Source organism: Desulfonatronum parangueonense (genome assembly GCF_054656975.1).
Genome location: NZ_BAAHXH010000002.1, coordinates 36,091 through 51,618, shown reverse-complemented (window position 1 = coordinate 51,618; position 15,528 = coordinate 36,091). Strand labels below are relative to the sequence as shown.

The 15,528-nt window shown below is 53.4% G+C and carries 16 protein-coding genes; 9 read left to right on the top strand and 7 right to left on the bottom strand.

Annotated features, from left to right (window positions below; all coding sequences use genetic code 11):
- Positions 1-19: 19 nt before the first annotated feature.
- Positions 20-964: an ADP-ribosylglycohydrolase family protein gene (locus ACYQ15_RS00385; RefSeq protein ID WP_459935564.1), complete on the bottom strand. Its 945-nt coding sequence runs from the start codon at positions 962-964 to the stop codon at positions 20-22.
- Between the two features lie 1,031 nt (positions 965-1,995).
- Here ACYQ15_RS00385 and ACYQ15_RS00380 point away from each other — a divergent pair.
- From ACYQ15_RS00380 to ACYQ15_RS00360, 5 genes are all read left to right on the top strand, one after another.
- The gene (locus ACYQ15_RS00380) at positions 1,996-2,343 is read left to right on the top strand and encodes a helix-turn-helix domain-containing protein (protein WP_459935563.1); all 348 of its coding nucleotides are present in this window, start codon (positions 1,996-1,998) and stop codon (positions 2,341-2,343) included.
- A gap of 286 nt (positions 2,344-2,629) precedes the next feature.
- The gene (locus tag ACYQ15_RS00375) at positions 2,630-3,046 is read left to right on the top strand and encodes a gamma-glutamylcyclotransferase family protein (RefSeq protein ID WP_459935562.1); all 417 of its coding nucleotides are present in this window, start codon (positions 2,630-2,632) and stop codon (positions 3,044-3,046) included.
- Between the two features lie 126 nt (positions 3,047-3,172).
- Complete coding sequence (locus ACYQ15_RS00370) at positions 3,173-3,445, top strand: hypothetical protein (RefSeq protein ID WP_459935561.1); 273 nt, start codon at positions 3,173-3,175, stop codon at positions 3,443-3,445.
- 79 nt (positions 3,446-3,524) lie between these two features.
- Positions 3,525-4,031, top strand: coding sequence for a DUF1643 domain-containing protein (locus ACYQ15_RS00365; protein ID WP_459935560.1), 507 nt, complete (start codon positions 3,525-3,527; stop codon positions 4,029-4,031).
- Entirely contained in the window at positions 4,028-4,309 is a 282-nt protein-coding gene (locus ACYQ15_RS00360) for a hypothetical protein (protein WP_459935559.1), read from the top strand. Before ACYQ15_RS00365 ends, ACYQ15_RS00360 begins: the two co-directional genes overlap by 4 nt.
- Before the next feature lie 172 nt (positions 4,310-4,481).
- On the opposite strand, the gene ACYQ15_RS00355 is transcribed toward ACYQ15_RS00360, so the two are convergent.
- The gene (locus tag ACYQ15_RS00355) at positions 4,482-4,784 is read right to left on the bottom strand and encodes a hypothetical protein (RefSeq protein WP_459935558.1); all 303 of its coding nucleotides are present in this window, start codon (positions 4,782-4,784) and stop codon (positions 4,482-4,484) included.
- Positions 4,785-5,151: 367 nt separating this feature from the next.
- On the opposite strand from ACYQ15_RS00355, the gene ACYQ15_RS00350 reads away from it, so the two are divergent.
- From ACYQ15_RS00350 to ACYQ15_RS00340, 3 genes are all read left to right on the top strand, one after another.
- A complete protein-coding gene (locus ACYQ15_RS00350) occupies positions 5,152-5,943 on the top strand; it encodes a class II fructose-bisphosphate aldolase (RefSeq protein ID WP_459935557.1) in 792 nt (263 codons plus the stop codon).
- Positions 5,944-6,018: 75 nt separating this feature from the next.
- The gene (locus ACYQ15_RS00345) at positions 6,019-6,678 is read left to right on the top strand and encodes a SagB/ThcOx family dehydrogenase (RefSeq protein ID WP_459935556.1); all 660 of its coding nucleotides are present in this window, start codon (positions 6,019-6,021) and stop codon (positions 6,676-6,678) included.
- Positions 6,679-6,989: 311 nt separating this feature from the next.
- On the top strand, positions 6,990-7,556 hold the full coding sequence (locus tag ACYQ15_RS00340; protein ID WP_459935555.1) for a hypothetical protein: 567 nt from the start codon (positions 6,990-6,992) through the stop codon (positions 7,554-7,556).
- A 594-nt stretch (positions 7,557-8,150) separates the two neighbouring features.
- On the opposite strand, the gene ACYQ15_RS00335 is transcribed toward ACYQ15_RS00340, so the two are convergent.
- The 4 genes from ACYQ15_RS00335 to ACYQ15_RS00320 form a co-directional block, all read right to left on the bottom strand.
- The gene (locus ACYQ15_RS00335) at positions 8,151-8,996 is read right to left on the bottom strand and encodes a methyltransferase domain-containing protein (protein ID WP_459935554.1); all 846 of its coding nucleotides are present in this window, start codon (positions 8,994-8,996) and stop codon (positions 8,151-8,153) included.
- A gap of 507 nt (positions 8,997-9,503) precedes the next feature.
- On the bottom strand, positions 9,504-10,355 hold the full coding sequence (locus ACYQ15_RS00330; protein WP_459935553.1) for a hypothetical protein: 852 nt from the start codon (positions 10,353-10,355) through the stop codon (positions 9,504-9,506).
- Complete coding sequence (locus ACYQ15_RS00325) at positions 10,342-11,010, bottom strand: glycogen-binding domain-containing protein (RefSeq protein ID WP_459935552.1); 669 nt, start codon at positions 11,008-11,010, stop codon at positions 10,342-10,344. The genes ACYQ15_RS00330 and ACYQ15_RS00325 overlap by 14 nt, the downstream gene beginning before the upstream one ends.
- Positions 11,010-11,573, bottom strand: coding sequence for an RNA polymerase sigma factor (locus ACYQ15_RS00320; protein WP_459935551.1), 564 nt, complete (start codon positions 11,571-11,573; stop codon positions 11,010-11,012). Before ACYQ15_RS00320 ends, ACYQ15_RS00325 begins: the two co-directional genes overlap by 1 nt.
- Before the next feature lie 704 nt (positions 11,574-12,277).
- Here ACYQ15_RS00320 and ACYQ15_RS00315 point away from each other — a divergent pair.
- Positions 12,278-12,766: a periplasmic heavy metal sensor gene (locus ACYQ15_RS00315; RefSeq protein WP_459935550.1), complete on the top strand. Its 489-nt coding sequence runs from the start codon at positions 12,278-12,280 to the stop codon at positions 12,764-12,766.
- 491 nt (positions 12,767-13,257) lie between these two features.
- Here the strand turns inward: ACYQ15_RS00315 and recD2 are convergent, their stop codons facing one another.
- Positions 13,258-15,429 (bottom strand): SF1B family DNA helicase RecD2, encoded by a 2,172-nt coding sequence (gene recD2 / locus ACYQ15_RS00310; RefSeq protein WP_459935549.1) that lies wholly within the window; start codon positions 15,427-15,429, stop codon positions 13,258-13,260.
- Between the last annotated feature and the right edge of the window lie 99 nt (positions 15,430-15,528).

Genomic DNA, 15,528 nt, shown 5'->3' with positions numbered 1-15,528 from the left:
TTGGTTGAATCTGAACACATCACGGCTGGCCATGGACCAGCTTTTCCGCCAGTTCCAGCGCGTCCACCGGCCAGTATTCTCGGGGACGCGGCTTATGCACGTCTGGGCGGCCATGCTCGGGACGGCAGTTCAGGATGGTTTCACGCCAGCGGCGGGGAACGGCATTTAGTCCATGCACGGCTCCGAGGAGTGCGCCGCAAATGGCGGCGTTGGTGTCCGTGTCTCCGCCTCGGGAAACAGTATCGACCACGGCTTCCTCCAAGTTTGAAGCGTTCAAGAGCTGCCACACCGCGTTGCCAAAGGCGATCAGGACCCAGCCCTGCTGGCGGACATAATCATTGGGTGGCATTTTGATGGACGCCTTGATCACTCGAAACACAATCTGATCCGCGTCCAGGTCCTGTGCCCATACCAACATTTCGGCGACCAAGTCCTTGGGGCGGGTTCCTGTTGCGACTGCATGGGCAATAGCCATGGCAAACAGGGCGTTGATTTGCCGGCAGACAGGATGGGGATGAGTCAATCGGGCGTCTTCCATGGCCCAGTGCGCAACCTGGCGTAGCGGATATCTCGCGCCGAATATGCCCAGGGGACTAATGCGCATCAATGCGCCGTTGGCTTGGCTTTCGTGATTGGGAGTGCCCCGCAGCCCGCTGCTGACGGTCCCGCCGCAATCAAACGGCCCTGAGTCCAGCCAAGCCTGATATGCTTTTTGCGCGGCCAAAGCATTGAAGGCACCGTGTTCAACCAGGGTTCTGGCCAAGGCAAGAGCCATTTCGGAATCATCCGTGGGTTGCCCGGCAATGGTGTTGAACGTCCCGCCGTCAGCCAGATCACGCACCCCATACGGGTAGGTGCGCAGGATTTGGCCTGGGGACTGGAATTCCACCAGACTGCCCAGCGCATCACCGGCCAACTGGCCCAATAGACATCCTTGCGCACGCTCCAAAACTTCTGATTGCATGGTTATTCCTTTGGATTTTCCGAAATATGCCGCGAATACCAATGCCTGATACATTTGCCCGTCCACTCGTCATTCTCGATCCATCCCAACAAGACGGCAAATCGATACGCCGGCGTCTGACGAATATGAGGCAGTTGATCCTCTGCATCCCACTCATAAAAATCCTTGGACTTGCAGGGTGGAAAATCCCAGGCCAACTTAGGCCAATCCTGGTTTTCCGGCGCTGCGTTGATACAGTACATATTCTCTCAACCTGTTTGGATTTTTATTCGCGGCACCTTCATAAGAGCGGGAGACGCCGGCAAAATGAGTTGGCAATCTATCAGCTTCAGCAAATGCTGATACAGCCACCCACGCGGTGCAAGCCTCCAAAAGATTCGTGACCAGCTTGGCCACAGCTCGACCAAAACAACGGAAATTTAACGAAAGCCCCGGCACCTAGTCCAGAGCAATGCCGGCCGACATGTTGAGAAAAAAAATCCAAATGTAAAAGGAGGAATCCGAAGGCTCATCTCAAATTTCGCAACTTGAAAATCGAGTCCGTGCGTCAATGCAAATATCTACCGCCGTCCTTGATGTTCAACACCTGTGACCATAGCTGCTGACAATTTCCTTGTATACATAACTTTAAACCCAAGTTGGCGGGCAGCCAAGGTCATGAGGGGCAAGCCGGTCACGAGGACAAGCGACCAGCTTGATAAATTATGCATGGCAAATTGTAACTATTCAGCACATACTCTGTGGTCACTCGCCAGATCTGGATTCCGGCTTTCGCCGGAATGACGTATCGTACCACGCCCTTTCCAAGTTAAGTCATACCGGCGAAAGCCGGAATCCAGTCCAATTTTTATCGGATGAGTTGAATAGTTACGGCAAATGAAGCCTTTCCGGTTCCGTCATCTGATAACGGCCCTAGATCCCAAACCATTTTTTTCACTTCAAAGTCGACATATATGAAGAAATATGTAGACTATGCCTTGTAAGTCGCAACATTTTACGATATCCATTTGTCAGAAAATGGAGAGCCTTTGATGAAGATTGAGGGACTACTGACGGACGAAGCAATTCTGGCGGAGCTTGGTGGGCGCTTGAAGCAGCGGCGGCTGGAACTTCAGCTTACACAAGAGATGTTGGCGGAACAGGCGGGCGTCTCGAAACGGACGGTGGAGCGTATCGAGGCTGGGGCCACGGCGCAAATTTCAACCTTCATCCGGATTCTGCGGGCATTGGATCTGTTGGATCGCCTGGAAACATTGGTCCCCGAGGCCGGACCGCGCCCGATGGATCTGGTCAAGCTGAAAGGCAAAGCGCGGAAGCGGGCCAGCGGCAAGAGAAAGCTCACGGATGCAGGGCCGTGGCAGTGGGGTGACGAAACGTGAGCACAACGGCGAAGATCAATTTGTGGGGACGCACGATTGGTGCGGTGTCCCTAGAAGACGGGACCGATTACGCTGGAATGCTCTCGGTTGAAGGCTTCACCAATGTTTTTCAGGGACATCCGGTGTGCTTGCGGGCCAGATAGAAGATCGTATTCCAGGCCAGCCCTGCTGGTGCATCTGCCCACGATCAGATCATTGCGAGATTAAAAGAAGAGGAATAGGCAAGGCAATTTCTGAAAGAAAATGAATTCAGCTTGACTGAATCGTTGAGAAGGATTCAATAGCTATGAACCACCTTTTTGCATATGGCACCCTTATGTGCAAGGACATCATGCAAGCGGTATCAGGATGCCGCTTGCCTAGAATGCCCGGCATTTTACCAGGCTATTGCCGCAGAGCTGTCAAGAATCAGGTCTATCCGGCTATGATTCCTGATGCCCTTTCTTACGTTGAAGGCATTGTCTATTTCGACGTCTCGCCTGATGCGTGGCATCGCCTTGATCTGTTCGAAGGCGAGATGTATTTCCGCGAGTCGGTTGTAATCAGCCTTGAAAACGGAGAACTGGGATCAGCGCAAACGTATGTCGCAAAACCGAACTATCGGGTCCACCTTGAAGATGCTGCATGGGACCATGAGGCGTTCCTGTCCAGTGGAAAAACAACATTTGAGAGAGAATACATCGGTTTTCGATCGCTGCCGTGAAGGGATATTAATGAACATAAATTTCAGCCAGACCCAGAAATTATGACCAGACCAAAGCAAACATGGGTTGATGCCTGGAGGATCGGAGAACATCCCGAAAGAGAACAGGAGATATCCGCTGAACTGGTGGCATGTTTCATCAAATTTTGGGACGCCTTGGATCTCGACGGTAAGGCGAAAACCACCAGAAATTGCTATTCTACTGCCTTACATGCCCTTGGCGGCTATTTGGTGGAAAAAGCTGTTTTTGACGAGAAGCAAATGACAGTGGATGAACTACTCACTGAACATATTGATTCTGCGGGAGGACCGCTCATCCATCATGACAAGGAAGAGTGGCAGGATGAAATCGACATGGTCTGCCGCAAGCTTTACAAGCATCTGAGAGCCAACGTGTAATTAAGCCTGTTTATCAATTTCTTGAATCATTGGCTCATCCCCTTTCTCTCAAAATAGACTCATCAATCGGCGACCTAAAGTGCGTTTCAACCACATTCCAGAAATTACCGTCACAGCTGACTTTGCCGAAGAGAGCGGCCAGCGGTACCGCTACCGGCTTGATGTCGTGCTGAAAAATCCGCCGCCTGCCAACGAGACCGCCTGCGTGATCATGATGAATCCCAGCTACGCCTGCGTCGAACATGCCGATAAGTCCGTCCAGTTCATGGAGCGCGTCGTCTTTCTCAAGGGATTGCCGGAGTTTGCCGATGTCGGGCGACTGATTGTGGTCAACCAGTTCGCCAAGATCCAGACCAAGAATTTCCAGGGCCTGCCTCAGGATATCGGTTCGCGCAACAACGTCGCAATTCGGGCGGCTTTTGAAGAGTCCGATGTCATCATCGTAGCCTGGGGCTGCGCCAATCCTTTTCGTGACCGGATTGCGTTTGCCCAGGAGCTTTTGGCGAACATGACGGGCAAGCGCCTGTACAAGACCAGCAAACATCCCTCACGGGGCAAATACACGGGCTTCATCCAGCCTTGGTGACAAAAGATATCCACAGTTCCAAATTATTTACAACTACAGAAGCCCCTTGTTCACGAACAGGTGGCGGTGCAGGCTTTGTTCGCCGCAATAGGCTGTTGCGGACTGCAACAGCTCATCAGAGCGATTCCTCGGAACTGATGCTGTGCCTTGCGCGACAGGTTGCTATTCTGATTTCAAATGATGTTTACATGCTTATGGCAGTCGTTCCCGATGGTATCTATTCAGCAAAATCCGCGAAAAAGATCTGGATACCGGCGTTCGCCGGTATGACTGTATAGATGCTGCTTGCCACGATAAGTCATTCCGGCGAAAGCCGAAATCCAGTGCAGGTAAATGACCACCCTCCGGATGAACTGAATAGTTACTCCCGATGTACCATTAAACGCATTTCGGTGAACCTGTCGGAATCGACAGATCTTGATCCTCTCCGATCGAAGGCAGTCCTCCATCTCACAATTGCTTCATTTTTTGAAACATGTTCAAAAATCCCGGATTGGCGTAGCAAAATCCGCAAAGAGAATCCGAGAGGGAGATGTAGCGATTGTATCTCAGTTCTTCATGCAGCCTGGATGACTCGTCGTAGATTTGGCTCAAGGTTTCAACCAAAGGCACAAGAGGAACAAAACGTCGTTCGCACAGCCTGCAAGTCCCCAGGCAATTCAGCATGGCGGCAAAATCGAGCACCATATCCGGATCCGCGGAAAGTTCTTTGCACAGGGATTCGTGATCCCTCGGCAAGATTATGTTCAACATGACGTACCCGCATTCAGTATAATTCTGTTCCGGAAAACCGTCGTTTCGTTCAATGTCGATCCGCCTGAAATCGCAACCGCAAGATCTGCAGGCCGCCTTCTTCAAGTTCCCGGAACAGAGAGTTGCCGGAGCAAATCTCCGGAGATCATCACTAGACTGTAACGCCTATTCCAGGCGAAGCAAATGTGGCCGCCAAAGACCGAGTATGAAGGATGGCGGCACCGCTCATAATCTGAGTCTATCCGAGTGTTCCGTGGACAATGGCATGTATTGCTCCTGCCGCTTCCCGAAGGTATGCTTTTATCAAACTGATCACGATTCTCCCGGCCACGGCGCCAGGCGCCTCAGGAAAAAGGAGATTGCCGCCATGTCCCTGACCAGACTCACTCTATGCCTGGAACATTATCCCTCTGGATCGGCCATCGGTTGCTTCAGCGTCTACAATCTCGAAACCCTGCGAGCCGTAGTGGCCGCGGCGGAAGCGGAAGGCAGACCCGCCGCCATTTCGCTGGATGCGACCAGTGTTCGGCATGTGGGGCTCGGCCCGTTGGCCAAGGCCGCCCTGTTCGCGGCCAAAAAAGCGACGATCCCCATGACCGTGCATCTCAATCACGGCCGAAGTCTGGCTGATGTTCGGGAGGCTCTGGAACTGGATCTGCCCTCCGTGATGTTTGATGGATCCAACCTGGACTTTGCCGAGAACGTGCGGCAGACCCGTGAAGCCCGAGACCTGGCTCACGAAGTCGGGGCAGAGATCGAAGGTGAGTTTGGTCCCCTCTGCTCCGACTCCCAGCAATTTTCACGCGTATTGGACTTTCTGGACAACACCTGTATTGACTTCCTGGCTTTTTCCGTTCCCAAGGGACTCTCCCTGGTGGAATACGCAGGGCGCATCGAACTGCTGGCCGAACTGGCCGCGAAGACCAACGTGCCACTGGTCCTGCACAATGGCAGCCGGTTACCGGAATCCTTGCTCTGCCAAGCCCTGGAGTTCGGGGTACGCAAGGTGAACGTCCATACGGACATTCTGCGCGCTTTGGGTCAGGGACTGCGCGATCTCATGCCTGAAGAACAGGACAACCCGCTGCCCCGCCTTGGCTTGATCACCAAAGAGATTCAGTGGCTGGTCGCGAAACATATTCGCGACTTCTCCACATAACGCTGACGGCATATATCTCTTGCGGTTGCTTGTTCAGCTAATGGTCACACCAAACAATGCACCTGGAGGCAATTCATGAAAACCCTGCCGTTTTTTTGCTCGTTCTTGCTGATCCTGCTCGCCTTTCCCAGCGCTTCCCTGTCAGGTGAATCTTCGGAAATGATTCTCCCACCGCCACGAATGGAGGGAGGGATGCCTCTCATGCAGGCCCTGAAGGAGCGCCAGTCGTCGCGATCCTTCAGCACCCGAGATCTGCCGGAGCAGATCTTGTCTGACATGCTCTGGGCCGCATTTGGAATCAACCGGCCGGATTCCGGCAAACGCACGGCGCCATCGGCCAGAAACTGGCAAGAGGTGGATATTTATCTGGTGATGCGGAATTCGGCATATATTTACGATCCAAGCAGTCATCGCCTGAAGGTTGTCGCCGGCGGCGACTTGCGAAAGCTTACCGGTCGGCAGGAGTTCGTGGTCACGGCCCCGCTCAATTTGGTCTTTGTCGCGGACATTTCCCGAATGAGCGGGGTTTCGCCGGAAAACATCGATCTGTACATGGGCGCGGATGTCGGTTTCATCAGCCAGAATGTCTATCTTTTTTGCGTATCGGAAGGCTTGGCTACGGTAGTCAGGGCAAATGTCGATCGGGAAGAACTGGGCAAGGCATTGAACCTCTCGGAACATCAACGCATTGTCTTGACGCAAACCGTTGGATATCCTGCAGGATCAGCCCAATAAATCCTGCAATATCTCCACCAGCAGCTTGCCTGCATTTGGATTTCACTTTACCAATCATAATGGCCAAACCTGTTCCCACTGATTGCATGATGAACAATCAACTGCTGTTGGACGACAATAGACCGATGGTATGACATTGCAAAACCAAAGGATGGAAATACAAGCTTCCTGCTCGTATTTGAAGTGACAACCACAATAAACCGTGATACCAGGAACACCATTGTATTGTCACTCATGGTCTAAATTGGTGGTGCCCGTCGGACACGCATGCTCGGCATGACGTACGCAACCCTAAAGCAAGGAATGTTCCCATGCCCCGAAATCTTGTGATTCTGGCCCTGTTGATTTCCCTGTTGACCGTGGCCGGATGCGCGAAAAGTCGTGTTCAGCATCTGGCTTTTTCTCAGGAAAACCTTGTCCACGTCAGCGAGATGCACATGGCGGCGTCTCCAGCCGAGCTTACCTCCATGGTCGCCTATCTTGAGCCCGGCGACCGAATTCCTTTTGCGATGCACCTGGAAAGCGACTGGCTGGAATTGGATCAGAATCAAAACATCTCCCTGGTGGTCAAGCAGCCCATCTACCTGCGCATGGTGATGCCGAAAAACGTTCCCCGCGAACTCCTGGAAAAACCCTTTCCAGCGGAAGACGACATATTGACGCCCGAAGAAGAGGCGGAACTCAATGCATTGTTTGCGGGAAGCATGCTCTACGCCAGTGCGGACGGTGTTCAGTGGGCGCCTTTGCACCACATTCCTACACTTCAGAAAGTCTTCGGAATTCAGGGCGGAGATTTTTCACTCGGCATGGGCGTAAACACAATTGACGGCCCATGGGCGTCGGTCGAGGTGATTCTCCATCAGCAGGAACAATGGTAACTGCTCAAAAACCTGCGGAAATCAACGGATAATCCCGGGAGCGCCGCACCCCAGTGCGGCAACGGTGTAACGCACTAAGGCAAATTCCCGGCTGGAGCATGGCCTCCGTAAACTTGGTCACGAAACTACGCACCGTTGGAAATCCTTGCACAGGAAACCTTGTCGCCCGATCTTTTTGAGCAGTTACGAATAATGAAACTGTTCAACAAATTCTGTAACTACTCAGCTCATCCGAGAAAAATAGACTGGATACCGGCCTTCGCCGGTATGACTTAACTTGGAAAGGGAGTGGTATGATGCGTCATTCCGGCAAAAGCCGGAAACCAGCTCTGGCGAGTGACCACAGAGTATGTGCTGAATAGTTTACCTAAATCTGATGCTGACATGGCTTTTCTGATTCATCCAATCAACACCGCGAAGGGCACGAAGAGCACGAAGGAAGACAGGAACCGAAACACTTGTTTGCCGCACTGCAATTCGCGATTACCTTGCGGAAATCCGCTCTTCATGCTCTTCGAGGTTCATCAACCTGAACATGGATGAGTAGTTACGAAACATCCGGAGATCTCTCTCTGAACGCGTCTGAATGCCCTGTCAGTTACGTTGAGCATGCCAGTCGGTTGCCGCGTCTTCTGACTGGTCAGGAACGATGGTGTTGCCGATGATCCTCCCGACATACAGATCAGAACCAATAGAAAATTGAATCCGGTTTCCCCGCAGACGCGGATCAGTCAGATCCGTCCTCACGCCGTTGATGACGGCATGGCCTTTGATCTGCTGGTTGGTTTGCGTGAAGTGCAATGCAAAGAGGCTGTGATCCGGCGCCCTGACCGTCCAATCGCCATCCACCCGGGCCGGGACAATCCAGAGATAAACAGCATGACCGTTCACGATTTCGGCCTGATCGGGTACCCAGTCGCCCATGTCGAATGCGTGCGAGACAATGCGCGTCCCCGGGGCCATGTTGTCCAAAATGGTCGGCTTCAACCGCAGATTCAGCGCCGGCAGCAGGTACATCGTCAGAACAGTGGCATCAAAGAAATCCATCTCGAACAAATCCCCTTCCAGAAAGACGGTCCGCTCCCCGACTCCGGCCTTTCTGGCGTTCTCCCGCCCTTCGGCGACCCGCTGCGGATCAAGGTCAATGCCGAGAGCGAGGCGGGCATTGAAATCTCGAACCGCCGCGACAACAATACGCCCATCCCCTGACCCCAGATCGACGACAAAATCGTCGTCATGCACTTCAGCCATCTCCAGCATCCGCTGCACGACTTCATGCGGCGTTGGCACGTATCCGACATCGAGTTGCGGAGGCGAGGAATCCGCCCCGTGAACAAGAAACACTCGTTCAGTCGGCACCAGCAGCATGACGAGTAAAACACAGAACCCGATCATTAACCGCCGGATCCGACCACCGGAATCATGATGCGATTTCAACATCCTGCTTCTCCTTTCCATCAGTGTTATGCTGTTCGCCCATTTTTGAGCCGCACTTGGTGACAGAGAACACGCCATGTAGACCATCCTGAATTTCAAAATGCTCATCGACCAGGGAGCTCCGGTATGGCAATGGAATCTTTTTTGTAACCTCTTCAGCAGAGTCAGAAAAAGATCTGGATACCGGCTTTCGCCGGTATGACTAACATGGAAACGGCTTGCTCCGATTCGTCATTCCGGCCAAAGCCGGAATCCAGTGCTGGGGAATGGTCATGCACCATATGTGCTGAATAGTTACTTCTGTTCAAGTATCCCAGCGATGCGGAGTTTTGTGTCCAAGCTACGGGGGCCATATTCCAGCCGGAACGTTGTCCCGAGTGCGTTACACTGTTGCCGCACTGGGGTGCGGCGCTCCCAGGGTTTATCCTGTTGATTGCCACAAGATTTTGAGCAGTTACGAGCTGAGTAGTTACTCTTTTTTGAAAACTGACCAAACATGAAACCATTCAATTAGTTGTCGCCTTCCCGGGGAGCAGTTTCGTCCATTGTCCGCATCAGTCCCCTCGCCGCTCCTTCGTCACCCCGCCCGACTCCTGCTTCTCGGCCTCCAAATCGATGCCCACCGCCATGACGGCCCCGCCCGGGAGATCTTTCCAGGTTGATCCCAAGCTCTTCAGCCACGATCCTGGCATTTGTGCGTCCTTCCACGATGTCCATAATCAAACTTGCGACATGTTCTTTTGGGATTTCGGCCTCTCCGGCAGCGCGAGCCAATCGAACCAGGTTCCATTGCGGCTTGCGGAAACACCCGACAGCCAAACCGGCCTTCACGATGTGTTCCGCATCCTGATTGGAAATTCCGTGTTGCATCAACCCGGCCTTGATTTCCAGAGCATTGAGCACTTCGCCCATGGACTGTGAAGATCGTTCACGAAGATAAGCCTCGATGACCTGTGAACTGATTCCCAGGGTGGACAGATTGTGCATCCTGCGAAGAATGACGTCCCGATTTTTGGGTGGATGAGGCGCTGCTCCATCCAGAATTCGGACAAACTCCTGGAAACGGCCGGACAGCGTTTCCAAGGTCTCGACGATGCGCTCGGAAGAAACACGTTTGGCCAGCCCCTCTTCCACCTTGCGCAACAGAGGCTCCACGGGCAAACCGCCTGATGCCGCCTGTTCCAGGGAGTCGAGCAGGGATTGCGTCTCGTGCCGGGGCAGGTTGTGGATATAGGCCAGAGCCAGCACACGATCCGTAACCCGTCCAGGCAACGCAACAGGATCCGTGGCCAAGACAGCCAGGGGCAGGAGCAGGGTCATCCCCAGCACCGCGACGAAAAAAGCTTTTCTAGGAATATCCATGCGCTTGTTCATGACCCTCCACGATGATCACGGAATTGCGGTTGCCAAAGTCATCATCCATGGACAGCAGGGCCTGGGGATCATCCATGATCCGTTCACCATTTACGAGAAACGCATACTCATGTTGCCCAAGTTCCAAAGGCACGGAGATGGCCCAAAAACCTTCCAGATTGTCCACGGGCCGCATCTCATACCCCTGTTCACGCCAATTGTTGAAACTGCCGACCAGGGACACATTTCGTGCATCTTCGGCCTGAACCATAAACACTACGAGCGGGAGGTCCTGGTCCATGTTTCCGAGAACCATGTCGGAAGCCGGCAGCCCGGCTTGAGCGTTTGCTCCGGGGTTTTCAGCGCCACCGTTCATTGGCTCTTCGAACTTGCCCATGTTCAGGGCGAGCACCAGGAGCATCACCAGGCAGCCTGCGCCCAACGGGGCCGCGGGAACGATGCGCAAGGGTTTCGGCGTGATCAGCCAACGCCACAGGTCCCTTAATCGAAACAGGCGGCTCGAAGCCGCGGGTGCAGGGTGTTGAGCCTTGAGTCGCCTCATAACCGTTGCGGTCACGTCGCCAGGCGGAAGGCTGTAGTCCAGGCGACTGATCAAGCCCGCTATGCGAGATTGATCCAAATCATTTTCAGTGTGTTTCATCATCAAACGTCCTCCCGTGGCAGGAGATTGCGCATTTTTTCCACGCCGCGCTGAACGGTCATTTTGGCGTTGCTTAGACCGATGCCCAATGACTCAGCGATTTCAGGATAGGAAAGTCCTTCACGGAAACGCAAGATCAAGGCTTCCCGAGTCACTTCAGGAAGACTGGCCAGAGCCTTGTTCAGCCAATCACGCTCCAAAACCCGGTTGTATGGACAACCAATAGCGTCATTTGATCCGGAGGGGTCAAATCCATTCTCGCACATCTGGTTCAGACTCGTGGTAGAGTGCCGTTCCATCTCCATTCCACGAGCGTAATCCCGTACAATGTTCAGACCAAGGGTGTACAGCCAGGGAAAAAAAGGTCTGTCCGCATCATAGCCGCTCAGCTTTTCATAAGCGCGTATGAAGGTCTCCTGGGTCAGTTCCAGGGCCAGATCAGCACGATGAATCATGCGCAACATCAGGTTGTACACAGGTGTTTGATATCGATCCACAAGCACGGCATAGGCTTGCTGTTCCCCGGCACGGACTCGCAGAACGATTCTTTGATCATCGTTTTCCATGGGTTCATGCCAACTGCGTCGCGCGGTGTACATACTGAAGATATACGCTCTTTGTCAGGAAAAAGTCACAGGTTGATGAAGCTCGATGGGAAACTGGAACACGGGAGCATGTGGTCGTCACGGCGGTGGCTATCTGGAAATGAAATAGTCAAATGATATTCGGCTGTTCGATATCAATATCGCATTGGTTGTGACCTTTGCGCGAAATACTTCGTAGATGTAATCATAAACCCTCCACTCAAAACTGCGCAGGATTTGAGACAATCCGGAACAACGGACCATGACCGGATTTGGGAATCGTTCAGTTACAGTGACTATTCAGCACATTCGGCGCATGACCATTCGCCGGCATTGGATGCCGGCATTCGCCGGAATGACGAATCGGAGCAAGCCTTTTCTCGTAGATCACCGGCGTTGGCCGGCGCCATCGCTACCCGGATCTTTTCTCCGGCACTGCTGAGTGGTTGCCAACACTTAACCTGGATTGTGGGTGGTACTCAGCACATACTCTGTGGTCACTCGCCAGAGCTGGATTCCGGCTTTCGCCGGAATGACGTATCATACCAAGTCCTTTCCAAGTTAAGTCATACCGGCGAAGGCCGGTGTCCAGTTCGATTTTTATCGGATGAGCTGAGTAGTTACGATTGTGGAATTAGTCGCGGTATAGCCATGTGTATGTTCACTTCAACCTTTCGGAGACAGTTATGCAGAAAATTACCACCATCAGCGCGGCAGTTTTGATCATCTCCTTGTTGTCCTTTCCCGTTCTGGCCCAACATCAGCACGGAGGTGAGCCATCAAAAAACCAGATCATGGGTTCACATCCTGTTTACGGAACACTGACAGGGGAGCAGCGCCAAGCCGTCAGGAGCATGATCGAGTCCCATCGCCAGGAAGTTTTGCCCTACAATCTGCGTATGCGCGCCAAAAAGGCGGAACTGGATGTTCTTCTGGCATCATCCGAGACAAATCAGGAGGCCATCAATTCCGTGACAAACGAAATCACGCAGCTTTATGGTGAAACCTTGAGAATGAAAAACAACCTGCGCCGCAGCATTCACGAAGAAACAGGGCATTTGATCCGCTGCGGCGCAGCCGACGGCAAAGGCCGCGGCATGGGCGGCCGAGGCATGAGACCCGGAATGGGCCGCATGGGCAAATGCCCGATGATGTCCGCGCATACGAATCATTAACCGACGTGCATTAACGCATTACAGTAAAGCCGCCTCGCTACGGGGCGGCTTTTTTTGATGCCTTGCAACACATCCGTCAATTCCTGTGCGAGTTGATGAAAACCGTGCCTTAGCTGAGTCTTGAAAAAGTCCTTATCCAACAGTCCGTTCCAAGCCCCAAGTGCAAAAAGCAAAAAAAGTTCAAGGTGGCGATTCATGGAGCGGTATTGTAAGGCGAACGGTATCTATTCAGCACACGCTGTGCATGACCATTTCCCCGCACTGGATTCCGGCTTTCGCCGGAATGACATCGGAGCAAGCTTTCAATATTGGTCATACCGGCGAAGGCCGGTATCCAGATCTTTTTCTGGACCTGCTGAATAGTTACGGCGAACGAAGGATAAATCGATCACGTTGCCGGCTCCGCCACCACATCTTTGATCATTTCGTCCCTGGCCCAGCGTCGAGCGGGATTATGTCCAGGAACTGGATATCAACAGCAGAGTTTAAGTCTACGCCACCCCCCCAAAACCCATTACCTGCAATCTACCATCGAGATTTGAAAACCGCTTCCCGGTCTTGTTGTTCTTGACAGCCATGGCCAGAGCTTTCTTCGTTCCCACAAGGACCATAAGTCGTCTCCCTCTGGTGATGCCCGTATAGATCAAATTGCGCTGGAGCATGATGTAGTGGGTGGTCAGGACCGGCATGACCACGGCAGGGTATTCGCTACCCTGGGATTTATGCACCGTGGCGGCATAGGCCAGGACCAGTTCGTCCAGTTCCATGAACTCGTAAAGCACGTCCCTGCCGTCAAATCTGACGATGAGTTCGCGCATTTCCTGATCCAGACGGGCCACCCGGCCAATGTCGCCGTTGAACACTTCCTTGTCGTAGTTGTTGCGGATCTGCATGACCTTGTCGCCGACGCGAAACTTCCTGGCTCCGCGTTCAACACATGAACCGCCGGGGTTCAGAGCCTCCTGGAGAACCTGGTTCAGATTGCCGGCGCCGATAACCCCCCGGTGCATCGGCGAAAGCACCTGGATATCGTTGATCGGGTCCAATCCGAACTTTGCAGGAATGCGGTTCTTGACCATGTTGATGATGACTTGCAGAGCCAGTTCCGGTTCTTCCTGATAAATGAAGTAGAAATCATCAGGATCTTTCCTGGGCTGAAGATCAGGCATTTGGCCGGCATTGATTTTGTGGGCGTTGATGATGATGGAGCTGTCCAAGGCTTGGCGGAAAATCTCGTTGAGGGTAACCACCGGAACGACGCCGGAAACGATGATGTCGCGCAGGACGTTGCCAGCGCCCACAGAAGGCAACTGGTCGATGTCGCCGACCAGAACAACGGCACAGCCCAGCGGCACGGCTTGAATCAGATGATACATGAGCACCTGGTCGATCATCGATGCCTCGTCGACGACCAGAAGATCAGCGGGCAAGTTTTTTTCTTCGTTGTGCTTGAACGAACCATGGCCTGGGCTGAATTCCAAAAGCCGGTGAATGGTTTTGGCCTCATGTCCCGTGGCCTCGCTCATTCGCTTCGCTGCCCTGCCCGTAGGCGCTGCCAGCAGGATACGCTTGGTCAGCCGGGAATAAATGCTCAGAATAGACCGAATGATGGTGGTCTTGCCCGTTCCGGGGCCGCCTGTGATCACCACGACCTTGCCGGTCAGGGCGCTCCGAACAGCTTCTTGCTGTTTGTCGGCAAGCGTCATGCTCATTTGGCTCTGGACCCATTCCAGGGCCTTGCCCACATCTACCTGGCGCACATTCCTGGGCGAATTGATCAGCAGGGACAATCGCCGCGCCGTTCCCACCTCGCAGTGATGAAACTTGGCCAGATAGACAGGTCTGCCGGACTCGCCCTGTTCTTCTAAAACAATGCGTCGTTCACCGGCCAAACGCGCAATACCCGGTTCCAGCAGAGCGCGATCCACCTCCAGGATTTCCCCGGCCTTGTCCAGGAGGGGTTCATCGGGAAAGAAGACATGGCCTTCATCGGCCAGTTCATGCAGTACATGCACGATCCCGGCATCAATACGCATGGGTGAATCCTGGGCAATGCCGATGGCCTGAGCGATCTTGTCCGCGGTCTTGAACCCGATGCCCCAGATATCCTGGGCCAACCGGTAGGGATTGTCCTGAACGACGGAGATGGCATCATTGCCGTACTGCTTGTAGATTTTGGCGGCATAGGTCGCACTGACGCCGTGCCCCTGCAGGAAGATCATCACACCGCGAATGGCCTTCTGGTCTTCCCAGGCCTGACGGATCATGTCGATGCGCTTCTTGCCGATACCCTGGACCTCAGTCAGTCGCTCGGCCTGATGTTCGATGATATCCAGAGCCTGTTCGCCGAAGAGCTTGACGATGCGCCCTGCCATGACCGGCCCGATGCCCTTGATCAGTCCGGAGCCGAGGTATTTCTGAATGGCATGAGCTGTTGCCGGAAGGACCGTTTCACAAGACTGAACTTTGAACTGGGGGCCGTACTTGGAATGGGATTCCCAAACTCCCTGCATCTTGGGAATCTCACCAGGCGCAGGCGACGGCAGAATACCGACCACGCAGACCAGACCTTCATGACCTCTGGCATGCACCTTGGCTACGGCATAACCGGTTTCCTCGTTGGCATAGGTGATGCGCTCTATTTGCGCGTGCAGGTAGGTCATGAGCGGAAATACTCTGCGATTATTTGTGAAGTGAGATCGCGAAGCCTGTTTTTGAAGAAAGGAACTTATTATCCACCGGCTTATCCTTCACTCTGATTA